Origin of the sequence: Microvirga mediterraneensis, from assembly GCF_013520865.1 — a bacterium.
GTDB lineage: Bacteria > Pseudomonadota > Alphaproteobacteria > Rhizobiales > Beijerinckiaceae > Microvirga > Microvirga mediterraneensis.
In genome coordinates, this window is record NZ_JACDXJ010000001.1 from 102,182 (window position 1) to 125,409 (window position 23,228).

The following is a 23,228-nucleotide window of genomic DNA, read 5'->3' on the forward strand; positions in this document are numbered from 1 at the left end:
TTTCATGACCGCCCTTAAGCTCTTTCATTCGCCAGCCTCTCCCTATGTCCGCAAGGTCCTGGTCAGCGCACATGAGAAAGGCGTCGAGAACCAGATCGAACTGCTGCCGTCGGCGGCAGGCCCGGTTAAACGCGATCAAGCGATCGTTTCTCACAATCCATCAGGCAAGGTGCCGACCGCGATACTACCGGATGGACAGTCACTTTTCGACAGCCGTGTAATCTGTGCTTATGTGGATACGTTGAGTGACACGCCGCGTCTCGTGCCAGCCTCGCATGAGGAGCGATTCCGTGCGCTGACGCTCGAGGCGCTTGCAGACTCCATTCTCGATGCTGCTCTGCTCTGCCGCTACGAGACGGTTTTGCGCCCCGAAGAGAAGCGCTGGACCGATTGGTACAACGGCCAGATGGAAAAGGTCGACAGCGGCCTCGACGATCTGTCCCGCAATTGGCTCACCGCATTGCAGGGCCCGATTTCCGCCGGCACCATCGCCGTTGCCTGCGCGCTCGGTTACTTGGACTTCCGTTTCTCCGACAAGGATTGGCGTACAGGCCGCGATGCGCTGGCCAGTTGGTACGGAGAGTTCGCCAAGCGCGACTCGATGAAGGCGACTTGGCCACAAGGGTAAGCCGATCGTGTGGCGGGGCTCGTCTGCCTGCGCCCGGCGAACGGCGCGCGGGGTCGAGAGGCGCACATCTACCCGCCTGGTATCCCGGGCATCTGGCGCGGCTTTGCGCGGGAAGATGCGACACAACAAAGGCTGAGAGCATCGGACGTGAGTTCGTATGGACGCCCGATGCTCAAAGTCTAAGGGCACAATGGCCAGCTCTGATCCAGCGTCGCCTCTGGATCGGGGGGCGGAGCAGACCAACGCCTGTTATATGGCGCCTTGATGGGAAAGCCCACCTGCCGGCTTAAGGCTTGACGAGGAGGATAGCCTCGATTTCGACTGCCATTCGATTAGGCAGCGACCCCATGCCGACAGCGGAACGCGCATGGCGGCCGGCGTCTCCCAGAACATCGACGAGGAGGTCCGAGCATCCGTTAATCACCTTCGGATGATCGAAGAAATCATCCTCGGCATTCACCATGCCAAGCAGCTTGACGACGGCCTCGACCCGGCTGAGCTCACCGAGGGCCGATTTCGCGACGGCCAAGAGGTTGAGCCCCGTAAGCCGCGCCTCCTCATAAGCCTCTTCGATTGAAATATCTCGTCCAAGGCGCCCCTGTCGATAGGATCCGTCCGAGCGCTTGGGCCCCTGTCCGGAGAGGTACAGCATATTGCCCGCCCAGCGATACGGCACATAGTTCGCGACTGGAACGGGTGCGTCAGGCAGGATGAGACCAAGGGCTTTCAGCTTCTCTTCAGGCGTCATGGCATTTTATCCGTCAGGTTTGGTGAGGTGAGTGTTATCGCGGAATTTATGTGCTTCCGCGTTTAACGAGCTCCAATGCGACAGTCTCGCTGGACGACCCGTCCGTTTCTCCGTTCAGGCGGGCAAGCAGCATTTCGCCGGCTCGCCTGCCGATCTGGCGGCAATCCATCCGAATGGTCGTCAGGCCTGGCGGGATTTCGGCAGCCAGATCGCTATCGCCGAAACCGGCGATAGCAATGTCGCCCGGCATATTCAATCCGCGCCTGGAAGCCTCGAGGAGTGCGCCCATCGCAATGAGATCATTGGCGCAGAAGACAGCATCGATCTTCTCATGACTGTCAAGGAGCTGATTGAGAGCCCGCTGTCCATCCGAGAGGCCGGAAACCGTATCCAAGCTCAACTCTGCCACCAGCTTGAGTCCCGCGCTGCGCACACCGTCGCGAAAGCCGGCCAAGCGCAGCAGACCGCGACCGCCGCTTCGGCCAATGAAGGCGACGCGGCGGTATCCTTGCGCGGCGAAGTGCTGGGCGACCATTCGACCGCCATCGGTGTTGGAAAACCCGACCAGCATATCGATCGGATCCGGCGGGAAAGCCCATGTCTCTATGACGGGGACACCGAGCTCGCGCAGGAACGAGCGGTTCTCTTCGAGCTCTACCACTCCCGTGAACAAGACAGCCGCCGGGCGCAAGGCCAGGAGCGACTGGATCATCGATGTCTCCCTCGCGTAGGAATACGAGGTCTGCCCGATCATGAGCTGAAAGCCGCGCGGCTCCAGCACCTCGGCGCAACCTTGAACGGCCAGCCCGAATTGTTGACTGACGATGTTCGAAACGAAAGCCGCAACGATGTTCGAGCGCCCGGACCTCAGCGCTCGCGCGTGGGGATTGGATGCATAGCCCGTCACCTCGACGGCCTGTTGGACCTTGAGGCGCTTCTCCTCTGACACCCGGCCCGGTTGGTGCAGGGCCCGGGAAACCGTGATCGGCGACACCCCGGCGATGCGAGCCACTTCCTCGATGCGCACGGGTTTTCGCTCCCCTCCGTTCTCGGGAGTGACCGGCCTTCCGATACGGATCACTTGGTCGAAGGTTGGTGACACGAATCCCCCGCCTGGGTCCCCAATCATCACAATGCCTGGGTCAAAACCGTCCGATCGTCAACCGGCCGCGCGACTTGGATCAGACAGTCGCCTGCCTGGCTATCGGCAGGGAGCCTGCGCGCAATGACAATCCCCGCTTCGTGGAACCGAAGCGTTTCCTCGGTCGCATCGACCCGGCTGAGATCGTGATACCACCCCGCGACGTCACCTTTCTGCACTCGGACTCCAAGAGCGACAGCAGGTTCGAACCAACCCCGACGGGTAGCGAAGATCGATTGCTCATGGCTGTCCAGGGCGAGCAGCTGCATGGGAGCAGCATCAACGCTCGGTGCGCCAAGAACGGGCTCGTCGACGGCGCCGAGCGCCAGCAGAACGTTGTCGATCGCCCGGCTTGTCGCGGCCATGGTTGCGGGGGTGACCGTCCCTCCGCCGCCGAACTCGCCGCTGAGCCCGATGGCGCCGGCCCTTGCGGCGGCGGCCATGGATGTCGGCGCCGTTGCGCCATTCTCGGCAATAAAGCCGTGACCGAGGCCCGTCGCCTTCATGAGGTCCAGGGCCCGTGCGAACCGATCCGGCGGTCCTTGCCTCTCAATGAGGGCACAAGGCAGGTGGGCCATTGTCGTTCCTCCGGAGTGGAGGTCGAAGATCACATCGTGGCGGGGGAACAGCTCCCGCTCCAGGAAATAGGCGATGCGAAAGGTCGGCGACCCAGCGAGGTCTCCCGGGAAGGCCCTGTTGAGATTGCCGTCGTCGAGAGGCGAGCGTCGCCGCGCGGCCATCACGGCTGGGGTATTGGCGAGGGGCAGGATTGTGATCTCGCCCTTGACCATGTCCGGCTCAAGACGACGGATGAGGCGCATCAGCGAGAACTCACCTTCATATTCGTCGCCATGATTGCCTGCCATCAGCAGGACGCGCGGGCCGGTCCCTCGCTTGATCCGCACCATCGGCACTTTGACCTGGAAGTAAGGTGAGCGATCGACAGAAAAGGGAATGCTAAGAAAGTCGGTCGACTTTCCTTCTGCCGCGAAATCAAGCGAATGGTATACGCCGGTATGCATGAAGAATAACCTTGGAAAAGGCGGCGGCAATATCTCACCGCCGCTATATTTCGGCCGTTGGGCTTACATCTGCGGCAGAGTCTGGGCTTCCTTGAAGTGCTTGAGCTGAAGCTCACCCAGTTTTCCGTTCAGACGATTGTAGAACAGGAAAGTGTTGACCCAGTTGAGAAGGTTCTGCTCTCCTTGGGCGACGCCGACATGGGCCGGAGACTGACGGATCAGGAACTTCAGCTCGACTTCCTTGCCGGCGTTGTCCTCGGCGACCTTCAGGGCGATCGCGCTGTTCTCGGCGAATGTCTCCGCCTGCCCCGACAAGTATGCCGCTATCGCAGAAGGCGTATCTTCAAAGCGTACGAGCTTCGTGTCCTTGGCATTGTCCGTAAGCCACACGTCGAGCGTGCTGCCCTTTGCGACCGCAATCGAGCGCCCCTTCAGATCGGCGGGGTTCTTGGTGACGGGCAGGCTCTTCGGACCGAAGACACCCAGGTTCACAGCGGCATAAGGCTGGGAGAACATCACCTGCTGAGCGCGCTCCGGTGTGGCGCCCATCGCGGCAACCAGCACGTCGACCTTGCCGGCGAGGAGGCTCGGAATACGGCTGGCGCCCGTCAGCGGCACGATTTCGAGCTTCACGCCCATGTCGGACGCCATGAGCTTGGCGAGATCGACGTCCAGGCCTGCGGCTTCACCCTTGGCGTCCTTGAAACCCCACGGGGCAGCGTCCAGGAGCAGGCCGACCCTCAGCTTTCCTGCACTGAGAACGTCCTCAAGCTTGTCGGCCTTGGCCAATGTCGGAACAGCGACGAGAACGGCCGCCGCCGCGGCCGCAATCAGATTACGCAGACTTTTCATGTGAGATCCTCTCCTTGTGGTAGCCTCGTCGTAGATTGCCCCTCTGGCATGCTACTTGATCGAGCTGATGAAACTCTTGAGTTCCGGCGTCTGAGGGTTTGCGAACAGTTCAGCAGGCTTACCCTGCTCCCAGACCTTGCCCTGATGCATGAACACGATCTTGGAGGCCACGTTGCGGGCAAACCCCATCTCGTGCGTGACGAGAACCATCGTCATGCCCTGCTTGGCCATGTCCTCCATCACCTTGAGAACCTCGCCGACGAGTTCGGGATCGAGTGCAGAGGTCACTTCGTCGAAGAGCATGAGATGGGGCGCCATGGCCAAACACCGGGCAATCGCCACGCGCTGCTGCTGACCGCCCGAGAGCTGCTCCGGATAGGCATCGACCTTCTCGGCCAGTCCGACCCGTTCAAGCACGTCAAGCGCCAACTGACGCGCTTTCGACTTGCTGGCCTTTCCCGTGAGAACGGGCGCCAAGGTAATGTTTTTCTCGACGGTGAGATGCGGAAAGAGATTGAACGCCTGAAACACGATTCCGACGCGTTGCCGGAACTGCCGCAGATCCCGCATATCCGTCCGGACGGTCTTACCCTCCACTCGGATTTCTCCGGCATCGACCCGCTCAAGCGCGTTGATGCATCGAAGCAACGTGCTCTTGCCCGACCCGCTCCGCCCGATGATGGTCACGATTTCCCCTTCGTCGATGTCGAGGGAAACGCCCTTCAGGACTTCATTCGTGCCAAAGCTCTTGCGCACATCACGGATTTCAACGAGCGCCATTGAGACGAACCTCCAGGGAGCGGGACCAAACGGTGAGAGGGAAGCACATTGCAAAGTAGATCGCGGCGACGATCGAGTAGATCAGCAGGGGCTGAAAAGTCGCTGCGCTTGCCAGCTGGCCTGCGCGGGCCAGCTCAACGAACCCGACGACGGACGCCAATGACGTTCCCTTGATGAGCTGCACCAGAAACCCGACCGTGGACGGTAGAGCGATGCGCAGCGCCTGCGGGGCGATGACATAGCGGAACTGCTGCCACCGCGTTATGCCGAGACAGGCGGCGGCCTCCCATTGGGCCTGCTTCACCGCCTGGATCCCACCGCGCCAGATCTCGCCGAGGAAGGCGCTACTGTAAGCTGCAAATGCTATTCCCACAGCCACGATGGCAGGAACCTCGACGTTCAGGAAAACAGGCACGCCGAAGTAGAAGAACATCAGCAGCCCGAGAAGAGGAATGCCCTGAACCAATTGGAGATATGCGGCTGCGACCCAGCGCAGCGGCGCGAACTTGCTGATCCTCATCAGAGCCAGCGCCAGGGCCAGAGGGGCACCCAGTCCGATCGCCAATGTGACGAGAACGATGGTCCACTGGAGAGCGGCGAAGAGAGAGAACAGGTCGGACGTTGTGAAGACGCGCATATGTGCCCCTATCAGCGCCGGGTCGGCCAGCGGAACGCCAGCCGGCCGACAATCGCGAACGCAACTTTGAACGCTATGACGAGTGCGAAGTAGATCGCGCAAACGACGGCATAGACCTCAAAGCTGCGATAGGTGCGGCTTTCGATGAAGCTGGCGGTATGGAACAGCTCCTCGGCTGAAATCTGAGATGCTATGGATGTTCCGAGCAGCAGCAGCACGAACTGGCTTGTGAAGGCAGGGTAGATATTGCGCAGGGCAGGTGCGAGCACGATGTGCCGGAAGACCTCCCAGCGGGATAGTCCCAGGCAGGCCCCCGCTTCAATCTGGCTCCGAGGAATGGTGTCGAGGCCGGAACGGATGATCTCGATCGCATATGCACCGAAGTAGATGCTCAGGGCGACACTTGCAGCCTCGAACGGGGGCAGCTTTATACCGAAAGCCGGCAGGACGAAGAAGATGAGAAAGATCTGGATCAGCGAAGGTGTGTTCCGAATGATCTCGATATAGCTGCGAATGAGCCATCGCACGGGACGTGGGCCGCTGCGAATGAGCATGGCTCCCAGAAGGCCGATGAGAGTGCCCGCAACGGCCGAAATCCCCGTCAGGGTAATCGTGAGAACGACGCCCTCGGCGAAGCGATCCTGGTAGCGCCAGAGCTGTTGAAAGTTCAGGCTCATGGCCGCCTACCTGAAATAGGTCTGATAGGCAGAACAGACCTGACCGCTCTCGTCCAACCCATAGAAGATCCGCCAGCGGTCAAGGCACGTGCAAGGATGAGAGATTCCGAACTCCACGACGTCTCCAACGACGAGGTCGGTCCCCGGCGACACCCTGAGAAATGCATGCTGATCGTTCAGCTTGCTGACCGTTAGGGGCTCAGTGGCGTTTACGGAGAGCAGGCAACCATCCCGGTAGATATTGAGCGGAATGGGAAGATCTTGATCGGACGAGACGTCCCGCATCCCCATGCCGCAAATGGCAAGGCCCGGTTCCGGACGCGAAAGCACCTCCGCCCAGAGCCGCAGCGCTGGAGTAAAGGCCGCGGCCGCGGAACGAATCGCACCGTCGACCTCGAAGCCCTTGCGCTCGTCCATGGCGCGCAGTGCGCGCTCATAGACGCCATGATCATGGAAGAAGATGGCGCCGCTGCGCAGAACGAGTGTCGCATTCCCGTCCGCGGTCGCAACCGGCTGCAAAGCCGAGACGATCAGATCGAAGAAGGCGGATCCTCCTGCGCTCAGCATCAGGGGAGCGTCTGGAGCGCACTCACGCACCAAATGGAAGGTCCGTATGGCGAGTTCGGAAAGAGCCTCGATCGCTATCCGGGTCGCCACCGGGTCGGCGCTGGCCACCGCCCCTTCATAGGCTGCCACTCCGGCGAAGCACACATGGCCGGGCGCCGACGCAATACTGCTGATCACGTCCTTCGCCGCGTCAATACCCCGGGCACCTGCGCGACCGCGCCCGACTTCGACAAGGACCGGGACAGGTCGACCGGCGTATTGTCCGGCGACCGCAAGAGCTCTGACGGACTGAGGCGAATCCGCGAAAACCCGCACATCGGCATCCGGATGCTCCTTAAGCAGCTCACCCAGCCGTCTCCCGCTGGCCTCCCCTCCGATCTGGTTCGCGAGCAGGAGCCGTCGGCAGCCGGCTTTCAAAAGAACGGCCGTCTGCTGAAGGTTGGCAGTTGTCGCACCCCAAGCGCCCTGCCCGAGCAGCCGTTTGACGATATCGGGAGACATCGGCGTCTTGGCATGGGGCGCGAGGGCCGCACCATGGCTCCTCGCATAGGCAAACATCTGCCTGCAATTCTCGCGAAAGGCGGCCTCGTCCAAGCTCAACACAGGCAACGGCATCGAGTTGTCGGCCGGGCGCCACTTTTGAGAAGCCACGGTTTCGAGGGAAACTGGGCTTGATCCCGGGGGTATGCCACGGAACGTCTCGTCGAGGGTTAGTCTAGGACCCGCCATATCTCATCCATCAAATGACAACGTTACCATAGCTTCGCCGGATACAAAGACAACGTTGTCATTGCCCATACGGCAATCGCCTTTAGTCTAATTGACGTGCAACTGCGTAAGTCTCCGATACGGCTTCGCGACGCGTTCACCGCAGGTCCGGATGCGGGTGCTGTTGCGGAAGAACAAAATGAAGACATTACGCCGTCAAATGCGAGCGGCTCCCGTTTGACTCTCGATGCGGCGTCGAGAGGAATCCCCCACAGGTTCCTTACTGGGTCAGGACTTGAAGCGCCTCACCTGAATCCACGCCCGAGACAGTCGAAAGGGCGGAGCAACGAGCATCCAGTCCTCCAAAGATTTCCTCTTCGCAGACCCGCCGATCACCGCAAAATAGTTTTATTAGTTCCGAGGGATCGACGCTGTCGCGGTTCCAGCTCCGCCTTCCCAGCGCAGACCAAATACGTGAGAGGATGGTCAGGACTTGACCAACAGGGAGAGCTTCGAACACATCGAGGGGTGCAGCGCTGGAGTACGCCTCATCGGCTTTGAGGACGATATTTCCGTAATGGCCGGTCTCCATCACAATCGTCAGAGTGTCGCCGTCAGGCTCCTCATCAGACCCAATAATGGATGCACTGTTGGGATCCATTCCGGTGCGCTTCTTGCCTGCAGCATCGGCGTTCATCCGTGAAAGAGGTTCTTCAAGCTACCAGCATGCCGTGCCAGCGCGTGTCGCGTGCAGACGGGCGGCGGTGCAGGCGACGGTCGAGCAGCTCACCGGCTTTCGCCACTTCGCCGCTGCGCATGAACGCCAGCAGCAGCATGTCCTCCATCATCTCGCGCTGGGCTCCGCTGCCGCCGATGCGCACGACCTCGGCCGCAACCGGTTCAAGGATGCGCACGCAGCCCGCGTAATCCTCTTCCGCGAAGGCAAGCGCCGCGCGGCAGATTGCCGGCACTACCGGACCGGCGGTCAGCGCGCCCGCCTCAATCAGGTCCATCTGGGTCTTCACGCGCTCCTCGACGGCAGCCTTGTCGCCGGTCGCTGCCGCGATGAGCGCCCTGTGGACATCGGCGAAGGCCAAGCCGGCCTTCTGGAAGAAGCCTTCCGAGTAGGCCGCTGCGTCCTGCCACAGCCCCGCCGGCACCGTATGGCCATAGGCCTCGAGCCGCCACAGGAACGAAGCGGTATCGCTGACCACGTTGACCGGCATCCCGGACGTCACCGAGGGCTGGATGTAATCGGCGTAGATCGTCAGCGCCTGTTCCGGATCGCCCCGCTCCAGGGCCCCGAGGGCCGAGTGCCAGGCAATGTGGCCATGAAGGATTCCGCTGCGGTCGTAGCCCGGCAGCCAATCGGCGATCAGCCGCTCCGCCTCGTCGTGTGCCCCGCCTTCGTACATGGCATGCGAGAGCGCGTGCGCCGCGTTGGCGTTGTTCCGGCGCAGGTCGAAGCCCCGCTGGGTGAGGGCCCGGCCGTGCGCGACGTTGCCGTTCTCGGCATGGGACCAGCCCCGGTAGGTGAGAAACCACCAATCGTCGGCGTCGAAATGCCGGGCATGACGCTCGCAGAGATCGACGCGCGCCTGGTCGTGGTCCGCCATGCCGGAGAAGGCGAAGAGCCCGAAGGCGCCGAGCGGCAGCGACAGGATCAGGACATCGCGCGGCCAGGTGTCGGCGTGCGCGAGCGCCCGCTCCAGCGCCTTGGCCGATTGGCCGCTGATGGCCAGCGACAGGACCGCCACATGGCTCCGCTCCCGGTCGGTCCCCCGGCGAGCGACGATCTCCTCCGCCGTCGCGATCCGCGCCCTGGCTTTGGCCGCCTCATTGCGGATAGCGTGCAGGCGGGCGCGGGCCGCATGAGCGAGAGCAAAGTCCGGATCGGCCGCGATGGCGCCCTCCAGAACCTCCGCTGCGCTGGGCCAAGCCGAAAGCAGCAGGTCGATCCCCTGCCGGTAGCGTCCGGCGGCAAGATCGGACGTGGTCGAGAGGGGCAGACCCCGGCTGTCGAAGCGGGTCATGACAGGTTCCTCGTTTCTTGGGATCAGGCACGCATCGGCGCATTCCAGCCATCTATAAGACATCACGTCCTGTCCGTATTTTGACAATCTGTCAAATGATGTAGACTAACAGCCAAACAGGAGCTGGATATGGCATGGGAGACTCTTCAGGCGCCATCCGGCCTGGCGACGCCGCAGCCGATCACCGTACGGGCACAGGCGATCCCGGCGCGCCATTCCTTCCCTGAACATGCACATGGCTGGCACCAGATGGTCTATGCGATCTCCGGCGTGCTCACGGTGGCCAGCGAGGGGCACTCCTTTGCGATCTCGCCGGAGCAGGCCGTCTGGCTGCCGACGGGTGTACGGCACCGGGTCGGATCGCTGCTCGGTGCGGAGTTCCGCTCTCTCTGGATCGCCGACGAGGCCGGGCGCGGCCTGCCGGCGGCCCCGACCGTCTTCGCCGTCACGCCTCTGCTGAAGGCGCTGATCGTCGAGGCCGCCGAGATCGCAGGAGCGGAGGATCGTGACGGCTATGCGGGCCGGGTCACAGACCTGATCATCGATCAGCTCCGGCGGGCGCAGCCCCTCCCGGGTGCGCTTGCGTGGCCCCGCGCGGGCTCCTCCCTGATGGCGCTATGCGAGGCTCTCTATGCGGATCCGACCGATCCGCGCGGGCCAAGGATGTGGGGCGCGGAACTCGGGATGTCGGAGCGGACCCTGGCACGTCGCGTCGAAGCCGAGCTGGGCATGAGCCTGCGTTCGTGGCGTCGGCGCCTGCGGCTGTTCAAGGCCATCGAACTCATGGGCGGCGGCCTGGACGTGACCCGGACGGCCCTGGAGCTCGGCTACGGCTCGACCTCGGCCTTCGTCTATGCGTTCCGCACCGAGATGGGGTGCAGCCCCCAGGCCTATATGCGCGGACGTTCGGCATTCTCGTCCGTGCCCCTGAGGCGGGAAGCGCCGGCCCGGCAGGCCGGCGCGCAGTCCGCTTAGAGCTGTTTCCACTGACGTGAAATCACCTCTCTTCTTTGTATGACCGCATTTTTTGACGGTGAACCGGATCCACTTCACCGAACAATGCTCTAGACGACCTCCTCGGCGCCGCCTTTCAGCTTCACCGGGATCATGAGATAGCGCACGCCGTTGGCCTCGGCGGGCGGAAACTTGCCGGCGCGGATATTGGTCTGGATGGAAGGCAGGAGGAGGCGTGGTGCCGCGAGCGTGGAATCTCGCGCCTGGCGCATCGCCACGAATTCATCCTCTGTGACGCCATCCTTCAGGTGCACGTTGTTCCGCTCCTCGGCAACCGTGGTTTCCCATGCATAGGTGTCGCGCCCAGGCGCCTTGTAGTCGTGGCACATGAACAGGCGCGTCTCGGGGGGAAGAGACAGAAGGCGCTTCATCGAGCGATAGAGCTTGTGCGCATCGCCGCCCGGGAAATCGGCTCGCGCGGTGCCGTAATCCGGCATGAACATCGTGTCGCCGACGAACACCGCGTCCTCGATCTTGTAGGAGATGTCGGCCGGCGTATGACCCGGCGTATGCAGCACCTCCACGTCGAGCTCACCGATCCTGAAACGCTCGCCGTCCTTGAACAGATGGTCGAAGTCGCGGCCGCTGGTGTCCAGATCGGTGGCGTTGAAGATCGGGCGGAAGATCCGCTGAACCTCCGTGATGTGTTCGCCGATGCCGATCTTCGCTCCCGTCTTCGCCTTGATGTAAGGCGCACCCGACAGGTGATCGGCGTGGGCGTGGGTCTCGAGCACCCATTCGATCGCATAGCCCGCCTCCTCGGCGACTTTGAGCATCGCCTCGACGGAGCGCGTGTCGACCGTGCCGGAATTGTGATCGTAGTCGAAGACCGGATCGATGATCGCGGTTTTCCTGGTCGCCGGATCGGCCACGAGATAGCTCACCGTATAGGTGGGCTCGTCGAAGAACGCCCGGATGATGGGTTGGCCTGACATGATCTGAACCTCCTCGCTGGCTCGCGGCGTTGTTGGCATTGACAATATATAAGAATAATCTAAATAAGCAATATCTAATTTAACGAGCATAAACCCCTTGGAAATCGCTCCTGTCTCCGCCCCTTGGGCAAGGACAGGATGACGGCTCAGGAGAATCCATGACGCTCTCGCTCTTTCAAAGCGCCCTCGGACTGGCCTCGGGCTCTCTCGTCGGCTTCACGCTCGGCCTCGTGGGCGGAGGCGGCTCCATTCTGGCCGTGCCGCTGCTGGTCTATCTGGTGGGTGTCACGAACCCGCATGTGGCGATCGGCACCAGCGCGGTCGCCGTGGCGGCCAATGCGGCCATCAATCTCGGCACCCATGCCCGCGCGAGAAATGTGAAATGGCCCTGCGCCCTGGTGTTCACCATGGCCGGCATTGTCGGCGCCTTCGGCGGATCGACCTTGGGCAAGATGGTCGACGGCCAGAAGCTTCTCGCCCTGTTCGCCGTGCTGATGATGGTCGTCGGCGCCCTGATGCTGCGGAAGCGCTCCGGTGAGGGCGACGAGAGTGTCCGGCTCGGTCGGGAGAACTTTTTCAAGCTGGCAGGCATCGGCCTGGCGACGGGTGCCTTGTCGGGTTTCTTCGGCATCGGCGGCGGCTTCCTGATCGTGCCGGGGCTGATCCTGGCGACCGGCATGCCGATCCTCTACGCGGTCGGTTCCTCGCTGCTGGCGGTGACCGGCTTCGGCCTGACCACCGCGGCGAATTATGCCTTCTCGGGTCTGGTCGACTGGTCTCTGGCCGCCCTGTTCATCGGCGGAGGCATCCTCGGCGGGCTGCTCGGCGCGCGTTTGGCGTCGAAGCTCGCGGTCAGGAAAGGTGCGCTCAACATTGTTTTCGCCGGGCTGATCTTCGCCGTCGCCATCTACATGCTGGTCCGAAGCCTCAATCTGCTGTGAGATTGAAGATGCATCACCGGCTTTCCTCAAACCCAAAGGAGACGATCCATGCCATTCACCACGCTCACCGACAACCTCTCGGTTGCGCCCCAGCTGAGTCCCGAGGATCTGCAGCAGGCCGCCGCCGCGGGCTTCCGGTCCATCATCAACAACCGCCCGGACGGCGAGTCCCCTGACCAGCCCCTGAGCGATACCCTGGCGGCAGCCGCGCACCGCCTGGGCCTCGCCTACCGGCATATCCCGGTCGTTCCCGGCGGGATTTCGCCGGACCACGTCGATGCTTTCCGGGAGGCCCTTACGTCCACCACAGGGCCGACGCTTGCCTTCTGCCGGACCGGCACCCGCTCCACCAGCCTGTGGGCCCTCGCTTCGGCCCGTCGCCTTGCGCCTGATGAAATTCTGCGGATTGCTGCGGACGCCGGATACAATCTGGAGGCCCTGCGCCCTCAGATCGAGGCCGCCTCCCGCGAATGGCAGGCGAGCGCCGGCTAGGGAGAGGCCACGCCTTCCTTTGCATGGAGAAGACCATCTCCATGCCGTAAGAGCGGTCGTCGGCCGGAACTGCCAGGAACCCTGCGTCATGAGGGGCAGACGATCTCGCCACATGCGTCGAGCGAGGCGACGATCCGGCCGATTGTTCTCGCCCCCGGATAGCCAAGTATGCCCGCTCCGCCGGCCACGAAGGACGGTGTGGCGGCGAGACCAAGATTGGCCGCGAGGGAAGCCTGCTCACGCAGCATTCCGCCAACCTTCTCGCTGTCGGCCATGGGTTCGCTCTCGCGTCTCGGAACACCGAGCCCTTCAGCGACATCGAGCGCCCTTCGGCCATCGTTCACGCCCGGCATGGCAAACAGGCGCCGGTGAAGCTCGTAGGCGATGGCCGGCCCCCTCAGCAGGAGCAGCGCCAGCTCCACCTTGGCCGCCTGCATGGAACCGAGCGACAGGATGGCGTTGTTGACCAGCCCCAGGCGCAGTTCGGGCCTTTGCTTCAGAAGCACATGCAAGTCCTTCGCCGCCACGCGGCAATAGGGACAGTTGTAGTCATAGAACTCGTAAAGGGTGACGGCGCTGCTTTTCGAGCCGACCCAGATTACGCCAGGAAGAGCGTCGATCTCATTCGTGAGCTCGACGGGAAGCCGGGTGTTGGGGACGGGTTTGCCGTCATCGCCTTTCAATGCATGCCAACCGTCAGTGCTTTGGGCCCGGGCAATGTTGAAGGAAGGCATCGACAGAAGAGCGAGAGCGGTGCCCTGGATGATCCGGCGTCGGTCGAAGGTCATCATGTCATTCCAATCCAAGCTTGCGTGCGGAGAGATACAGGCGCGATCGTCACAGGACGACGACCTTGCTGCCCGCCGGGACACGGCTGTAGAGGTCGATCACGTCCTGGTTCATCATGCGGATGCAGCCGGACGAGATCGCCTGCCCGATGGTTTCCGGCTCGTTGGTGCCATGGATGCGGTAGAGCGTGTCCTTGCCGTCCTTGAACAGGTACAGGGCCCGCGCGCCGAGCGGATTGTCGGTGCCGCCGTCCATGCCTCCGGCCCATTTTTTGTAGCGCGCCGGCTCGCGCCTGATCATGTCGGGCGTCGGCGTCCAGCGCGGCCACTGCGCCTTATGGTTCACGGTCGCCGTGCCCTTGAACTCCAGCCCTTCCTTGCCGACGCCGACGCCGTAGCGCAGCGCCTTGCCGCCTTCCTGCACGAGGTAGATGAAGCGTGCATTCGTATCGACCACGATGGTCCCCGGCTTCTCCGTGGTCGAGTAGTCCACGAGCTGGCGCACGTTGCGCGGCTTGAGCGTGGCGGGATCGACGCCGGGCACGGGGTGCTTGTCGGTGGTCACCGCGGCATAGCGCTCGGCTGTGACGGGATCGACCGCGGGCGCCGCAGCCACGGCGGGAGGGGGCGCGCTTGCGGTGGTGTTGCAGGCTGCCAGCACGGTCGTCAGGATCAGCGGGACGAGCACTCGAAAAAGGCCGGTCGGCCGTGTGAACTTGAACATGGGATTCCTGTCAGAGAGGGAGAGGCGCAAAGGAGCAGGAGCAGCTCACTGCTTGGCCTGTGCGCGGGCGTCGGCGACCGCCTTGCGGAACTGGTCGTAGCTGAGCGCTCCCGATGCCTTGAACGGGCCGATCAGGTAAACCGGCGTCCCTGTGAGTCCGAGCGCGTCGGCTTGGTCGAGGTTGCGCTGGATCAGCGCCTGGATCTCGCCGCCGTGCTGCTTCAGGTCCGCGTTCAGGCGCTCCGTATCGACACCGGAATTCTGGACTGCCTCGGTCATCGTCTCCTTGCTGCTGCGCCTGCCCGGAAGGCCCATCAGCGCGTGATGCACCTGCTCGTACTTGCCCTGGTGCTTGGCGGCCAACGCCAGCTGCGCTCCATGGATGGAGGCTGGCGAAAGGATGGGCCAATCCTTGTAGACCAGACGGATCTTGCCATCGGCCTTGACAAGCCTCTCCAGATCCGGCGCCGATTTCTTGCAGAAGGGGCAGTTGTAGTCGAAGAATGCCACGATGGTGACGTCGCCCTTGGGGTTGCCGCCGACGGGCGCCTGAGGGTCGTTCAGGATCGCATCGACCGAGATGGCACGGTCCTGCGCTTGAGCCGGAACGGCGAGCATGACCAAAGAGAAGAACAGCGCTGTCAAAACAGCGGCGGACAAAGACGGCGTAAAGCGAGGCATGATCGGCTCCTTAGATGTCTGGTAAAGGCGAATGCGGACCCGACGGATCGCGTCAGTGAAAACCGGGCCCACTTTTCCGCACGGTGCGCTAGAGGCCTGCGAGGTTGATCGTGTCGAGGAAGAGGTTGGCGTCGACGACTCCGGTCAGGCGGGTCCTGGGAATCTCCCGGCCCGTCTTCGGATCGATGACGAACATCGTGGGCGGGCCCGGTACCCGGAGGTGTTCCATGAGCGCCCGGCTGCCCGCATCGGCGGCAGTCACGTCCGCGCGCACCAGGGCGATGCGCTCAAGTCGGCGTTTAATTACAGGATCCGAAAACACGCGGCTGTCGATCCTCTTGCAGATCGGGCACCATTCGGCCGTGACATACGCCAGCACCGGCTTCTTCTGGACTCGGGCACGCCCGACCGCCGCGTCGAACGCCTCCCGTGTGGTGACATGGGCGAAGGCCTGTTCCGCGGCCTGCACCCTCGCCGTCGGCTGCAGGAGTGCCAGCCCCATGGAGGACGCTGCGAAATTCAGGAATGTCCGGCGCGACCATGTGTCGGATCGTGTGGAAGCACGGGAACGAGAAAGGATGACGGCCATCACGCGCCCGCCGCCGTGAGCTTCCGGAGGAAACCGTCTGCGTCGATCGTACCGATGGTTCGGACCGGAGTGAGTTCCTGGCCCGTCTTCGGATCGAGGAACAGGATGGTCGGAGGCCCGACCACGTCGAAGCGTCGCATGAGATCACGGCTGGCATCGTTGTAATCCGTCACGTCGGCGCGGATGAAGGGGATGTCCTTGAGCCTTGCCTGTACGTTGGGATCGGCAAAGACGGTGCGGTCGATCTCCTTGCAGGTCACGCACCACTCGGCGGTGAAGTCGACGAGGATCGGATTGCCCTGCGCCTGGGCCGTCTCGAGCGCGGCATCGAACTCCGCCGGCGTGGTGACGCGGGTAGAGGCGAGCGCGGGCGCCGTATCAGGCGTGGAGCCACGTGCCAGGGTAGCCAGCGGCTGCAGTGGGTCGCTCGCCCCGGACGCAGCACCCACCATCAGAGTTCCGCCGTAGACGACCGCCGCAATCCCTGCTGCCTTAGCAACCCGGCGGACCGCGCAGCCGGACGCCGGATCAAAGGCACCGAGGAATACGCCGGTTCCGATGACCAGCATGGCCCACAGGGCAAGCGACACCTGCGGCGGCACAATACGGGAGACCATCGCGATGGCGACACCAAGGAAAACGACCCCGAAGGCCTGCTTGACGCGCACCAGCCAGAGACCGGATTTCGGCAGGGCCTTGGCCCCGACGGTGCCATACACTATCAGCGGCAAACCCATGCCGAGCCCCAACATGAACAGAGCGGCCGCGCCACGCATCGTGTCACCCGTTTGCGAGACGTAGAGCAGGGCCCCGGCCAGCGGCGGCGTCACGCAGGGGCCGACGATCAGGGCCGAGGTGAAGCCGAGGGCCGCCGCGCCGGGAAGCGAGCCGCCCATTGCGGAAGTCCGGCCCGAGATGAAGCTGGTCCAGGAGCTGGGGAGCTGGAGCTCGAACAGGCCGAACATCGACAGCGCGAGGACCGCGAAAAGCACGCTCATGGCGCCCAATGCCCACGGCGTCTGCAGGGCTGCCTGCAGGTTCTGCCCGGACCAGGCTGCGACAATTCCGAGCAGGCCGTAGGCTGCCGCCATGGCCAGCACGTAGGTGGCCGAGAGCGCGAAGCCCCGGCCCGCCGAAAGTCGGCTCCCGCTGCGGGCGAGCATGCCCGACAGGATCGGGATCATCGGCAGTACGCAGGGGGTGAAGGTCAGCAGCAATCCAAAGCCAAGGAAAGTCGCAAGCACCGACGCCAGACTGCCGCTCATCCAGGCATTGTCCTGGGACGCCGTCTGCGGCGTCCCAGGCGCGGCCGTGGCGCCATCAACCGGCTGAGAGGCGCCGGTCGGCACGGTGCTCCGGGATGAGCCGCCCTTCGAAGCCGGCACAGCTTGGTTCGTCGCCGGAAGCGTTGCGACCTCGATGGCCTTCGTGGTGGGCGGATAGCAGATGCCGAGCTTTTCGGCGCAGCCCTGATAGGCGACGTGGATCGTCTGCGGAGAGCCGGCGGCGGCCAGGGCGCCGGACGACACGGTCGCGCGGGTCGCATCGTGGTAGACCTCGGTCTCGCCGAAGGTGGGATCATCCTTCTTCTGGCCGGGGCTGGTTTCGACCGGAATAGGCCTGCCCCCGTCGGGTGAGGCCGAGACGATCACTTTTTCGCGATACAGATACATATCCGGGGCAATGGCCCAATCGAGGATGATACCTCCATCGGGACTCTTCGCTGCGCTGAGCCTGAACGCCTCATCGGCGCTGGGGATAGCGAACTGCGCCCCTGCCCCGGCGGAGCCGAGAGCCAGTGCGGCAAGCGCGAACACAAATCGGATAAGATTGTGGGACAAGCGAATCCTCGCGACCAGGTCAATGTTCCCCCAAACTCCCGGCCAACCTTAAGGCAGCCTTAAGGGTAGCAGGTCACAGAGCCTGCGGAGGTGCTCGATGCGTATTCTCGTGGTTGAAGACGATGCGGTGCTGCTCGACGGCCTGAAGGTTGGCCTTGGCCTTCACGGCTTCACGGCCGATGCGGTGGCGTCGTGCGGCGATGCCCGGGCGGCTCTCGCCACGACCGAATTCGATGCGGTCATCCTCGACCTGATGCTGCCGGACGGCTCCGGACTCGAGATCCTCCGCGAGCTGCGCCGGCGCCAGGACGTGACGCCTGTTCTGCTGCTGACCGCAAAGGACACCGTGGCCGACCGGATCGGCGGCCTCGACACCGGAGCGGACGATTATCTCGGGAAACCTTTCGATCTCGACGAGGTCGCGGCGCGGCTGCGTGCCATCTCGCGCCGGGCTTCCGGGCGCGCGTCGCCCACCTTGACATGGAACGGCGTCGAACTCGATCCCGGCCGTCGGACCGTCGAGATCGACGGCAAATCAATCGGTCTCTCGCGCCGCGAGTTCTCGATCCTGGAGACGCTCATGAGACACCCTGGCACGGTGCTGTCGAAGGACCAGCTCGCGGACCGGCTCTACGGCTGGGATGAGGACGTCGAGAGCAACGCCGTGGAGGTCCACGTCCATCACCTGCGCGTCAAGATCGGGCGCGACGCCATAGAGACCGTGCGCGGCCTCGGCTATCGTCTCCGGAGCCCCTGACGTGACTTCGCTCCGCACCCGCCTCTTCATCATCCTCATCGCCGCCACGACCCTGATCTGGCTGTTCGCGACGGCCTGGATCTATCTCGACACCAAGCGCCAGCTGCAGCATGTGCTCGACACCCGGATCATGGAGGCTGCCCGCATGGTGGGCTCCCTCGTCACGAGCGGCGAGATCGGGCTGTCGGTCCGCGCCGACGAGGCCCCATCCTCCATCCCCCTGCCCGAGCTGATCCCTGTGGGTTACGAGCGTCAGCTCTCCTGCCAGATCTGGTCGTTCGACGGTCGATTGATCGGTCGCTCCAGCGGCGCGCCCAAGGCCGCCCTGTCGAACGGGACCAGTGGTTTCTCGGAACAGGAGGTCGGCGGCGAGCCGTGGCGAGTCTATGCTTTCGCCGACCAGGAACGCGGCATCCGCGTGCTGGTCGGCGACCGGCTCGGATTGCGCGACCGCCTCGTGGCGGACCTCGTGCGTGGGCTCCTGCTGCCAGCCATCGTCGTGGTCCCGCTCCTCGCCTTCCTGATCTGGGCCAGCGTCGGGCGCGGTCTGCAGCCTCTGCGCCGCCTGACGCAAGGGCTCAAGGCAAGGGGCCCCGAGGACCTGAGCCCGGTCGACGTCGGCACACCACCCTCGGAGATCCGCCCCGTGGTCGAGGCCCTGAACGGCCTGTTCGGCAAGGTAGCGGCGGCCCGCGAGCACGAGCGCAGCTTCACGGCCTTTGCCGCGCATGAGCTGCGCACTCCGCTGGCCGGCCTGCGCACCCAAGTCCAGGTGGCCCTGGCGGCGAAGGATCCGAGCATCCGCGAAGGGGCCCTGAGGCAAACGCTAGTGGCGGTCGATCGCACCAGTCGGCTCGTACGCCAGCTGCTCGCCATGTCCGAGCTCGATGCGACAGTGGACGAGGGCGAGGTGCAGGACATCCTCGTCGGATCGGCCTTGGCGGAAGTCATCGCCAGCCTTGGCACGGGCGCTGTCCAGGTTGAGATCGACCCCGCGCTCCACCACACGACGATCCGGATGAACCGGGAGCTCTTCCATCTTGCTATTCGCAACCTGCACGAGAACGCGGTTCAGCACTCGCCGGAGGGCGGTGTCGTCCGATGGGTGCTCGATGTCCAGACGAGTTCGCCGATGATCGCCGTGGAGGACGAGGGCCCCGGCATCCCCGAGGACGAGATCGGCCAAGTGACCGACCGGTTCTTCCGCGGCCGCCATCGCAGCACCGTCGGCAGCGGTCTCGGCCTCGCCATCGTCGAAGCGGCCCTCAAGCGCGCCAGGGCTTCTTTCATGCTCCGGAACCGGCAGGACCGGTCCGGCCTGCGGGCCGGGTTCGCCTTAGGCCAAATCGGGAGCATCGAGAGAGAGGCTCAGCCACGATAGCCGCATCCGCCCAACACCTGACGATGTTTGACCCACTGTCGCTCCGCCCAAGGAACGCCCACGGGAAGTATCCAGTACCCGCCGATCCTTGACTTACGTCAATGTATGTCCGATATTTCAGTAAATTCTGAAATTTCAGGACACGCCGTGAATCTCCCCCCCCTTGTCCAAACTTTCGTGCTGCATTTCGGCGAGATGGGCTCCCGCTGGGGCATCAACCGCACGGTCGGCCAGATTTACGCCCTGCTGTATCTCTCCAAGGAGCCGCTGAACGCCGAGGACATCGTCGAGCGGCTCGGCGTCTCCCGCTCCAATGTCAGCATGGGGCTGAAGGAATTGCAGGCCTGGAACCTCGTGCGGCTCCAGCACAAGCCCGGCGACCGGCGCGACTATTTCGCCACGCCCGACGACATCTGGCAGATCGTCCGCACGCTGGTCGAAGAACGCAAGAAACGAGAGATCGACCCGACCATGACGCTCCTGCGCGAGGTGCTCATGCAGGAGCCCGCCAGCGCCGAGGAGCGTCATGCCCAGGAGCGCATGCGCGAGATGCACGATCTCTTCGAGCTTCTGACCGGCTGGTACGCCGATGTGCAGCGCCTCGATACGGAGCGCCTCGTCCAGCTCCTGACGCTCGGCTCGAAGGTGCAGAAGATCCTGGAAATGAAGGACCGTCTCTTCGTCGTGCCCGGATCGAGGAAGAGCCGCCGAGACGACCCTAAGGAAAAATAAAAATGTTCGACCAGTTCGACGCGCTTCTCCTGGCGCGGTTTCAATTCGCGTTCACGGTCTCCTTCCATTTCATCTTTCCCGCCTTCTCGATCGGGCTGGCGAGCTATCTCGCCGTGCTGGAGGGGCTGTGGCTCTGGACCGGGCGCGAGGTCTATCTCAACCTGTTCAAGTACTGGCTCAAGATCTTCGCCCTCGCCTTCGCCATGGGCGTGGTGTCGGGCATCGTCATGTCCTACCAATTCGGCACCAACTGGGCCGTGTTCTCCGACAAGGCCGGGCCGGTCATCGGTCCGCTGATGGCCTACGAGGTCATGACTGCGTTCTTCCTGGAGGCGGGCTTCCTCGGCATCATGCTGTTCGGCATGGGACGCGTCGGCCGCAAGCTGCATTTCGCCGCCACGCTCGCGGTCGCAATCGGCACCTTCATCTCGGCCTTCTGGATTCTGTCGGCCAACTCGTGGATGCAGACGCCGGTCGGCTACGGGATCAACGAGGCCGGACAATTCGTGCCGCAGGATTGGTGGGCGATCATCTTCAACCCCTCCTTCCCCTATCGCCTCGTCCACACGGTCTTCGCCGCCTATCTGACCACGGCCCTGGTGGTCGGCGGCGTCGGCGCCTGGCACCTCCTGCGCGAGCGCACCAACAAGGGCGCCCGGGTGATGTTCTCGATGGCCATGGGCATGGTCGCGCTGGTCGCCCCGCTCCAGATCCTGGCCGGGGATATGCACGGCCTCAACACGCTCGAGCACCAGCCCGCCAAGGTCATGGCCATGGAGGGGCATTTCCAGAGCCATCCCGAGGGCGCGCCTCTGATCCTGTTCGGCATTCCCGACCAGGAGGCTGGAACCGTGCGCCATGCCATCGAGATCCCGAAAGCCTCGTCGCTCATCCTCAAGCATGATCCGAACGCACCCTTGAACGGGCTCGACACCATCGACCGTGCCGACTGGCCCTACGTACCGATGGTGTTCTGGTCGTTCCGCATCATGGTGGCCTTGGGGTTCGCGATGCTCGGCCTCGGAGCGCTCAGCCTCTTCGCCCGCTGGCGCGGCTGGCTCTACGAATGGCGGCCTCTGCACCGGCTGGCGCTGGTGATGGGACCTTCAGGCTTCGTGGCCGTCATCGCCGGCTGGGTGACGACCGAGGTCGGCCGCCAACCCTTCACTGTCTATGGTCTGCTCAGAACGGCCCAATCGGCATCGCCGCTCGAGGCCCCGGCCGTGGCCGCCTCGCTGCTCACCTTCATCGTGGTCTACTTCATCGTGTTCGGCGCCGGTACCGGCTACATCCTCAAGCTCATGGCCAAGCCCCCGCATCCGGGCGAGACGGGTCCCGAGGCCGGGCGCGATCCGATCCGGACCGCCGGCATTACCCCGGCTCCGGCGGTCAACCCGGCCCGGACCCTCGGCGCAAAGGCATAAACCATGGCACCCCTTCTCGATCTCCCCACGCTCTGGGCCTTCATCATCGCGTTCGCGGTCTTCGCCTATGTGGTGATGGACGGCTTCGACCTCGGCATCGGCATCCTGTTCCCGTTCTTCAGCCCTGGACCGGAGCGCGACAGCGCCATGAACTCGGTCGCGCCGGTCTGGGACGGCAACGAGACCTGGCTCGTGCTCGGCGGCGGCGGCCTGATGGCAGCCTTCCCGCTGGCCTACGCCATCATCCTGCCGGCCCTCTACGCACCGATCATCGCCATGGTGCTGGCGCTGATCTTCCGCGGCGTCGCCTTCGAGTTCCGCTGGCGCGATCCTGGCCATCGCCGCTACTGGGACTTCGCCTTCACGACAGGTTCGGTGGTGGCGACACTGGCGCAGGGCATCACCCTCGGGGCGCTCCTCCAGGGCATTGCGGTGGAGGGGCGGTCCTATGCCGGCGGCTGGTGGGACTGGCTCACGCCGTTCAGCCTGCTGGTCGGATTCAGCCTCGTGATCGGCTACGCCCTGCTCGGCGCGACTTGGCTCGTCATGAAGACAGAGGGCGCCGTCCAGGGCCACAGCTTCCGTCTTGCCGGCAAGCTCGCGGTCGGCCTGATCGTCTGCATCGGACTCGTGAGCGCGGCGACGCCGTTCCTGAGCGGCGCCTATTACGAGCGCTGGTTCGCCTGGCCGCAGGTCCTGTTCACCGCCCAGGTACCACTGCTCGTCGGCCTCTGCTCCGGAGCGCTGTTGGTAAGCCTGGTGCGACGCTGGGAGTACTGGCCGTTCCTGTTGACGCTGGGGCTGTTCGCCCTCGGCCTCCTGGGCTTGGGCGTCAGCATGTTCCCGCACGTGGTGCCGAATGCCGTCACCATCCACGAGGCGGCGGCGCCGCATGCCAGCCTTCAGTTCATGCTGGTCGGCGCGAGCGTGCTGATCCCGATCATCCTCGCCTATACCGGGTATGCGTATTGGGTGTTCCGCGGTAAGACCGGACACGAGGGATATCACTGATGGGCAACGTTCCCGAACAGGGCTCCGCTCTCAGGCAATGGCTGTGGTTCGCCGGTCTCTGGGCTGCCGGCGTCGGCACGACCGGAGCGGTCAGCCTGATCCTTAGGGCCTGGCTGACCTGATCG

Annotated in this window: 25 protein-coding genes and 1 pseudogene; 10 read left to right on the top strand and 16 right to left on the bottom strand. The window is 63.8% G+C overall.

The features are described from left to right. The first annotated feature begins 4 nt into the window (after positions 1-4). On the top strand, positions 5-628 hold the full coding sequence (locus H0S73_RS00430; protein ID WP_181050287.1) for a glutathione S-transferase: 624 nt from the start codon (positions 5-7) through the stop codon (positions 626-628). A 286-nt stretch (positions 629-914) separates the two neighbouring features. Here the strand turns inward: H0S73_RS00430 and H0S73_RS00435 are convergent, their stop codons facing one another. From H0S73_RS00435 to H0S73_RS00480, 10 genes are all read right to left on the bottom strand, one after another. Continuing rightward, complete coding sequence (locus H0S73_RS00435) at positions 915-1,376, bottom strand: RidA family protein (protein WP_181050288.1); 462 nt, start codon at positions 1,374-1,376, stop codon at positions 915-917. A 46-nt stretch (positions 1,377-1,422) separates the two neighbouring features. Continuing rightward, a complete protein-coding gene (locus H0S73_RS00440; protein ID WP_343058166.1) occupies positions 1,423-2,403 on the bottom strand; it encodes a LacI family DNA-binding transcriptional regulator in 981 nt (326 codons plus the stop codon). A 101-nt stretch (positions 2,404-2,504) separates the two neighbouring features. Further along, positions 2,505-3,539 carry a M14 family metallopeptidase gene (locus H0S73_RS00445; protein ID WP_181050290.1) on the bottom strand — a complete coding sequence of 345 codons (1,035 nt, stop codon included), beginning with the start codon at positions 3,537-3,539 and terminating at the stop codon, positions 2,505-2,507. 63 nt (positions 3,540-3,602) lie between these two features. After that, positions 3,603-4,391 carry a transporter substrate-binding domain-containing protein gene (locus H0S73_RS00450; protein ID WP_181050291.1) on the bottom strand — a complete coding sequence of 263 codons (789 nt, stop codon included), beginning with the start codon at positions 4,389-4,391 and terminating at the stop codon, positions 3,603-3,605. Positions 4,392-4,442: 51 nt separating this feature from the next. Further along, entirely contained in the window at positions 4,443-5,171 is a 729-nt protein-coding gene (locus H0S73_RS00455) for an amino acid ABC transporter ATP-binding protein (RefSeq protein ID WP_181050292.1), read from the bottom strand. Continuing rightward, positions 5,158-5,808 (bottom strand): amino acid ABC transporter permease, encoded by a 651-nt coding sequence (locus H0S73_RS00460; RefSeq protein WP_181050293.1) that lies wholly within the window; start codon positions 5,806-5,808, stop codon positions 5,158-5,160. Before H0S73_RS00460 ends, H0S73_RS00455 begins: the two co-directional genes overlap by 14 nt. A gap of 11 nt (positions 5,809-5,819) precedes the next feature. Further along, complete coding sequence (locus tag H0S73_RS00465; protein WP_181054190.1) at positions 5,820-6,479, bottom strand: ABC transporter permease subunit; 660 nt, start codon at positions 6,477-6,479, stop codon at positions 5,820-5,822. 12 nt (positions 6,480-6,491) lie between these two features. Then, entirely contained in the window at positions 6,492-7,781 is a 1,290-nt protein-coding gene (locus H0S73_RS00470; protein ID WP_181050294.1) for an alanine racemase, read from the bottom strand. Between the two features lie 259 nt (positions 7,782-8,040). Continuing rightward, entirely contained in the window at positions 8,041-8,457 is a 417-nt protein-coding gene (locus tag H0S73_RS00475; RefSeq protein ID WP_181050295.1) for a hypothetical protein, read from the bottom strand. Between the two features lie 16 nt (positions 8,458-8,473). Next, on the bottom strand, positions 8,474-9,793 hold the full coding sequence (locus H0S73_RS00480) for a tetratricopeptide repeat protein (protein ID WP_181050296.1): 1,320 nt from the start codon (positions 9,791-9,793) through the stop codon (positions 8,474-8,476). A 129-nt stretch (positions 9,794-9,922) separates the two neighbouring features. Between H0S73_RS00480 and H0S73_RS00485 the strand changes: the two genes are divergently transcribed. Then, positions 9,923-10,768: an AraC family transcriptional regulator gene (locus H0S73_RS00485; protein WP_181050297.1), complete on the top strand. Its 846-nt coding sequence runs from the start codon at positions 9,923-9,925 to the stop codon at positions 10,766-10,768. Between the two features lie 89 nt (positions 10,769-10,857). Here the strand turns inward: H0S73_RS00485 and H0S73_RS00490 are convergent, their stop codons facing one another. Further along, positions 10,858-11,742, bottom strand: a complete 885-nt coding sequence (locus tag H0S73_RS00490; RefSeq protein ID WP_181050298.1) for an MBL fold metallo-hydrolase — start codon at positions 11,740-11,742, stop codon at positions 10,858-10,860. A 158-nt stretch (positions 11,743-11,900) separates the two neighbouring features. Between H0S73_RS00490 and H0S73_RS00495 the strand changes: the two genes are divergently transcribed. Together H0S73_RS00495 and H0S73_RS00500 are read left to right on the top strand one after the other, a co-directional pair. Continuing rightward, on the top strand, positions 11,901-12,683 hold the full coding sequence (locus H0S73_RS00495; RefSeq protein WP_181050299.1) for a sulfite exporter TauE/SafE family protein: 783 nt from the start codon (positions 11,901-11,903) through the stop codon (positions 12,681-12,683). A gap of 48 nt (positions 12,684-12,731) precedes the next feature. Beyond that, the gene (locus H0S73_RS00500) at positions 12,732-13,175 is read left to right on the top strand and encodes a protein tyrosine phosphatase family protein (protein ID WP_181050300.1); all 444 of its coding nucleotides are present in this window, start codon (positions 12,732-12,734) and stop codon (positions 13,173-13,175) included. A gap of 86 nt (positions 13,176-13,261) precedes the next feature. Here the strand turns inward: H0S73_RS00500 and H0S73_RS00505 are convergent, their stop codons facing one another. From H0S73_RS00505 to dsbD, 5 genes and pseudogenes are all read right to left on the bottom strand, one after another. Further along, positions 13,262-13,966: a DsbA family protein gene (locus H0S73_RS00505; RefSeq protein WP_181050301.1), complete on the bottom strand. Its 705-nt coding sequence runs from the start codon at positions 13,964-13,966 to the stop codon at positions 13,262-13,264. A gap of 49 nt (positions 13,967-14,015) precedes the next feature. After that, a pseudogene (locus tag H0S73_RS00510) lies at positions 14,016-14,687 on the bottom strand (L,D-transpeptidase); the annotation flags it as partial. A 45-nt stretch (positions 14,688-14,732) separates the two neighbouring features. Continuing rightward, complete coding sequence (locus H0S73_RS00515; protein WP_181050303.1) at positions 14,733-15,368, bottom strand: DsbA family protein; 636 nt, start codon at positions 15,366-15,368, stop codon at positions 14,733-14,735. An 88-nt stretch (positions 15,369-15,456) separates the two neighbouring features. Then, positions 15,457-15,870 carry a thioredoxin family protein gene (locus H0S73_RS00520; protein WP_181050304.1) on the bottom strand — a complete coding sequence of 138 codons (414 nt, stop codon included), beginning with the start codon at positions 15,868-15,870 and terminating at the stop codon, positions 15,457-15,459. Positions 15,871-15,956: 86 nt separating this feature from the next. Beyond that, positions 15,957-17,798: a protein-disulfide reductase DsbD gene (gene dsbD / locus H0S73_RS00525; protein WP_181050305.1), complete on the bottom strand. Its 1,842-nt coding sequence runs from the start codon at positions 17,796-17,798 to the stop codon at positions 15,957-15,959. 97 nt (positions 17,799-17,895) lie between these two features. On the opposite strand from dsbD, the gene H0S73_RS00530 reads away from it, so the two are divergent. The 6 genes from H0S73_RS00530 (at position 17,896) to H0S73_RS25500 (ending at position 23,225) form a co-directional block, all read left to right on the top strand. Continuing rightward, a complete protein-coding gene (locus tag H0S73_RS00530) occupies positions 17,896-18,555 on the top strand; it encodes a response regulator (RefSeq protein ID WP_181050306.1) in 660 nt (219 codons plus the stop codon). A 1-nt stretch (position 18,556) separates the two neighbouring features. Further along, positions 18,557-19,936: an ATP-binding protein gene (locus H0S73_RS00535; protein WP_181050307.1), complete on the top strand. Its 1,380-nt coding sequence runs from the start codon at positions 18,557-18,559 to the stop codon at positions 19,934-19,936. A 147-nt stretch (positions 19,937-20,083) separates the two neighbouring features. Then, entirely contained in the window at positions 20,084-20,668 is a 585-nt protein-coding gene (locus H0S73_RS00540; RefSeq protein WP_181050308.1) for a MarR family transcriptional regulator, read from the top strand. Positions 20,669-20,670: 2 nt separating this feature from the next. Further along, the gene (locus H0S73_RS00545; protein WP_181050309.1) at positions 20,671-22,092 is read left to right on the top strand and encodes a cytochrome ubiquinol oxidase subunit I; all 1,422 of its coding nucleotides are present in this window, start codon (positions 20,671-20,673) and stop codon (positions 22,090-22,092) included. Between the two features lie 3 nt (positions 22,093-22,095). Next, positions 22,096-23,103: a cytochrome d ubiquinol oxidase subunit II gene (gene cydB / locus H0S73_RS00550; RefSeq protein WP_181050310.1), complete on the top strand. Its 1,008-nt coding sequence runs from the start codon at positions 22,096-22,098 to the stop codon at positions 23,101-23,103. Continuing rightward, positions 23,103-23,225, top strand: a complete 123-nt coding sequence (locus H0S73_RS25500; protein WP_202049756.1) for a DUF2474 domain-containing protein — start codon at positions 23,103-23,105, stop codon at positions 23,223-23,225. Before cydB ends, H0S73_RS25500 begins: the two co-directional genes overlap by 1 nt. The last annotated feature ends 3 nt before the right edge of the window (positions 23,226-23,228 follow it).

Coding starts and splice junctions, on each gene's coding strand:
- H0S73_RS00430 (WP_181050287.1), top strand. CDS start 5: ATGACCGCCCTTAAGCTCTTTCATTCGCCAGCCTCTCCCTATGTCCGC.
- H0S73_RS00515 (WP_181050303.1), bottom strand. CDS start 15,368: ATGCCTCGCTTTACGCCGTCTTTGTCCGCCGCTGTTTTGACAGCGCTG.
- H0S73_RS00505 (WP_181050301.1), bottom strand. CDS start 13,966: ATGATGACCTTCGACCGACGCCGGATCATCCAGGGCACCGCTCTCGCT.
- H0S73_RS00500 (WP_181050300.1), top strand. CDS start 12,732: ATGCCATTCACCACGCTCACCGACAACCTCTCGGTTGCGCCCCAGCTG.
- H0S73_RS00485 (WP_181050297.1), top strand. CDS start 9,923: ATGGCATGGGAGACTCTTCAGGCGCCATCCGGCCTGGCGACGCCGCAG.
- H0S73_RS00455 (WP_181050292.1), bottom strand. CDS start 5,171: ATGGCGCTCGTTGAAATCCGTGATGTGCGCAAGAGCTTTGGCACGAAT.
- H0S73_RS00470 (WP_181050294.1), bottom strand. CDS start 7,781: ATGGCGGGTCCTAGACTAACCCTCGACGAGACGTTCCGTGGCATACCC.
- H0S73_RS00495 (WP_181050299.1), top strand. CDS start 11,901: ATGACGCTCTCGCTCTTTCAAAGCGCCCTCGGACTGGCCTCGGGCTCT.
- H0S73_RS25500 (WP_202049756.1), top strand. CDS start 23,103: ATGGGCAACGTTCCCGAACAGGGCTCCGCTCTCAGGCAATGGCTGTGG.
- H0S73_RS00545 (WP_181050309.1), top strand. CDS start 20,671: ATGTTCGACCAGTTCGACGCGCTTCTCCTGGCGCGGTTTCAATTCGCG.
- cydB (WP_181050310.1), top strand. CDS start 22,096: ATGGCACCCCTTCTCGATCTCCCCACGCTCTGGGCCTTCATCATCGCG.
- H0S73_RS00435 (WP_181050288.1), bottom strand. CDS start 1,376: ATGACGCCTGAAGAGAAGCTGAAAGCCCTTGGTCTCATCCTGCCTGAC.
- H0S73_RS00445 (WP_181050290.1), bottom strand. CDS start 3,539: ATGCATACCGGCGTATACCATTCGCTTGATTTCGCGGCAGAAGGAAAG.
- H0S73_RS00450 (WP_181050291.1), bottom strand. CDS start 4,391: ATGAAAAGTCTGCGTAATCTGATTGCGGCCGCGGCGGCGGCCGTTCTC.
- H0S73_RS00460 (WP_181050293.1), bottom strand. CDS start 5,808: ATGCGCGTCTTCACAACGTCCGACCTGTTCTCTCTCTTCGCCGCTCTC.
- H0S73_RS00520 (WP_181050304.1), bottom strand. CDS start 15,870: ATGGGGCTGGCACTCCTGCAGCCGACGGCGAGGGTGCAGGCCGCGGAA.
- H0S73_RS00480 (WP_181050296.1), bottom strand. CDS start 9,793: ATGACCCGCTTCGACAGCCGGGGTCTGCCCCTCTCGACCACGTCCGAT.
- H0S73_RS00475 (WP_181050295.1), bottom strand. CDS start 8,457: ATGAACGCCGATGCTGCAGGCAAGAAGCGCACCGGAATGGATCCCAAC.
- H0S73_RS00530 (WP_181050306.1), top strand. CDS start 17,896: ATGCGTATTCTCGTGGTTGAAGACGATGCGGTGCTGCTCGACGGCCTG.
- H0S73_RS00490 (WP_181050298.1), bottom strand. CDS start 11,742: ATGTCAGGCCAACCCATCATCCGGGCGTTCTTCGACGAGCCCACCTAT.